Annotated in this window: 4 protein-coding genes; 3 read left to right on the top strand and 1 reads right to left on the bottom strand. The window is 45.6% G+C overall.

The annotated features are described in order from the left end of the window. Nucleotides 1-1,314: 2,3-bisphosphoglycerate-independent phosphoglycerate mutase (gpmI, locus tag PX481_RS27765; protein ID WP_288097160.1), on the bottom strand; the 1,314-nt coding region annotated here is incomplete at its 3' end. Between the two features lie 106 nt (nucleotides 1,315-1,420). Between gpmI and PX481_RS27760 the strand changes: the two genes are divergently transcribed. Genes PX481_RS27760 through PX481_RS27750 form a run of 3 tightly spaced genes read left to right on the top strand, consistent with a single transcriptional unit; the run spans nucleotide 1,421 to nucleotide 2,769 of the window. Next, nucleotides 1,421-2,398 (top strand): phosphate ABC transporter substrate-binding protein, encoded by a 978-nt coding sequence (locus PX481_RS27760; protein ID WP_288097157.1) that lies wholly within the window; start codon nucleotides 1,421-1,423, stop codon nucleotides 2,396-2,398. Between the two features lie 58 nt (nucleotides 2,399-2,456). Next, nucleotides 2,457-2,603, top strand: coding sequence for a hypothetical protein (locus PX481_RS27755; protein ID WP_002761310.1), 147 nt, complete (start codon nucleotides 2,457-2,459; stop codon nucleotides 2,601-2,603). A gap of 13 nt (nucleotides 2,604-2,616) precedes the next feature. Continuing rightward, entirely contained in the window at nucleotides 2,617-2,769 is a 153-nt protein-coding gene (locus tag PX481_RS27750; RefSeq protein WP_071825081.1) for a type II toxin-antitoxin system HicA family toxin, read from the top strand. Nucleotides 2,770-2,944: the final 175 nt, after the last annotated feature.

The following is a 2,944-nucleotide window of genomic DNA, read 5'->3' as shown; positions in this document are numbered from 1 at the left end:
GGCAGTGATTAACACTGTTCCCCCCAATTTATTGATGCTACTTAACAACTTAGCCAAGCATAGATCCACCGTTTCCACTGCTTTCATGGCCGCGTCTAAAATGCCCGTATGACCCACCATATCGGGGTTAGCGTAATTGACTACCACCAGACTATAGAGCCCCTGTTCGATCGCCGCAGAGACCGCTGCTGTCACCGCGGCTGCCGACATAGCCGGAGCTTGGTCATAGGTGGCGACTTTTGGACTAGGAATTAATTCGCGTACTTCTCCCTCAAAGGGTTTTTCTAACCCCCCATTAAAAAAGTAGGTGACGTGGGGATATTTTTCGGTTTCCGCACAACGAAACTGTTTTAATCCCTGTTGAGCGATCACCTGTCCTAAAATATTATTTAAATTCTGGGGAGCAAAAGCCACATCTACCGGTAATTTCGGATCGTATTGGGTGAAAGTGACAAAACTGAGGGGAGAAATTAAATCTCGATCGAAATCTTCAAAATCGGGCATAGTCAGGGCATGACATAACTGTCTAGCTCGATCGGGACGGAAATTATAGAATATCACCCCATCGCCAGCTTCGATCGCCCCCGGTGCAATTCTGGTGGGGGGAATAAATTCATCGGTAATATTTTGATCATAAAATGCCTGTAATACTTCAGTAATCGATCGCCCGTCGATACCTTGATCACTGGTCATCACGTTATAGGCTTTTTCCACCCGATCCCAACGGCGATCCCGATCCATGGCATAATAACGGCCACTGAGAGTCACCAGGCGACCGAGTTTAATTTTATTAATATGTTCTTGAATCCGTTTAATGGCCAGCATTCCGTCGGTAACGTTGGTATCGCGACCATCGGTGATGACATGAATGCAGACATCGCTAATCCCTTGCACTTTCGCTAAGTCTAATAATCCCAGTAAGTGATCGAGATGGGAATGGACTCCTCCCTCGGAACATAAACCAATCAGGTGTAATTTGCTTTTTTTAGGGCGAATCTCGGCGCAGAGTTTTAATAAAGCCTGATTTTGTTGAATCGAACCATCTTCGATCGCATCGGAAATTCGTACTAACTCCTGTGGTACAACTCGCCCCGCTCCGATATTCAGGTGGCCAACTTCCGAGTTGCCCATCTGTCCTTCTGGTAGTCCCACATCCTTAGCGGAGGTGCGGATTAAGGTGTGGGGATAAACTTCCCAGAGACTATCCATAATCGGGGTTTTCGCCATTGCGATCGCATTATCCGACCTTTGCGGGCGATAACCCCAACCATCAAGGATAACCAGTACGACTGGGGATATAGGTGCGTGGGTCATGATATACAGTCCTAAATCAAGAGTGGATTTCCATGCACTAAGATAATATCATCGAAACTTCCATTGATCACCGGTGTCGGGGCGATCGACCCCCTAATGTCAGCAAATGATGGGTATGTCTCAAAAAAACGAAACAACTGCTTTAATAATCGCTCTTTTAGCCACTGCGGGCATTTTAGGTGGGGGTTACTTGTGGCTACAAAGTCAATGTGCTGCAGGTAAAGAATTTTTTCTCTGTGGCAGCAGTAAAAGTCCGCAAAAATCCCCAACATCGGAAAGTGCCTCCTCTCCCCTACCCCCTCCCCCTTCCCCCCAGGGAGTGGTTAGTTTTGTCCCACCGACTTCTATCCCCAGTGGCACGACAATTCGCATTAACGGCTCCACCAGTATGGTACAGATTAATCAAGCCTTAAAAGCCGCTTTAACGGCCAAATTTCAGGGGGTAGAGGTCTTGACAAATGCTCAAGGATCTGATAGGGGATTAGAGGAAGTGGCCCGGGGGGCGATCGATATTGCGGCGGTGTCACGACCTTTAACCGAGTCAGAACGCTCTCAGGGATTGGCTTCTAGTCCGATCGTCCGAGATGCGATCGCTATTGTGGTGGGAGTAAAAAACCCCTTTGCGGGGGGGTTAACCACTGCCCAAGTTAAAGATATTTTTACCGGAAAAATCACCTCTTGGTCGGAGGTGGGCGGTTCTGCTGCTACTATTCAAGTGATTAATCGTCCTCCTATTAGTGGCACTTATCAAAGTTTTCGTCAGGAAGTGCTGCAAGGGGGAGAATTTGGTAGGGGAACTAATTTTAAAATGATGGAGAGGGATGCCACCACCCCAATCTTGCGAGTTTTGGGACTGAATGGCATTAGTTACGCAACCTATGGCCAAATCGCCAACCAAAAAACCGTAAGAGCGCTCGCTGTGGACGGAATTTCAGCCAGTGAACCTAATTATCCCTGGCAGCGTACCCTTTACTACGTTTACAAAGAACCTGCTAGTGAAGCGGTCAAAGCTTTTATGGGTTTTGTGGCCTCTAGTGATGGTCAAGAAGCGATTTTTCGGGCCAATGAAGACCTACAAAAGTAGTCAGCGAGAATATCCGAAAATCTGGGAAATTTTACGCCTTGCATCACTAGGGTGAGCATTGCCTATTTTACTGTGGAGACGGGGAAGCATTGGGGCTTTGCAAGCTTTGGGACTGAATGGCATTAGTTACCCTACCTATAGCCAAATTGCCAATCAAAAAACCTGGGATTTAATGCTGGCAGCGGCGAAACGAGAAAAAGTTTGAGCAACTTTGTTAACTGCTGAGAAAACTTGGCTTTGATGAAAGAATACGAGGAAGTCATCATATTTTCATTCAAGAAGGAATTGAAGAAATTTTAAATCTACAACCCAAACAAGGAAAAGTAAAGACTTATCAAGTCAAACAAATTCGTAATCTAATTTTAAAATAGACCTCTTGCATAATTAATTTTTCAGGGTTCAAAAACGGCAAAAATAAGGATTAAATGGCATAAAGTCTGTAAATAGACCATTTAACTGATTATTATTCATTCGGCTCTTCGGTTTGTGTTATGCAATGGACGGGGATTATAAGGGATGGAACCCTTATATAGAAAGGCATTTAGC

This window comes from Microcystis sp. M53603_WE2, assembly GCF_030065435.1.
The sequence above is the reverse complement of the archived record's forward strand: the minus strand, read 5'-3'. Positions and strand labels throughout refer to the sequence as shown.

Excerpts from the sequence above, each read along its gene's own strand:
- PX481_RS27760 (WP_288097157.1), top strand. The coding sequence starts at position 1,421 with ATGATGGGTATGTCTCAAAAAAACGAAACAACTGCTTTAATAATCGCT.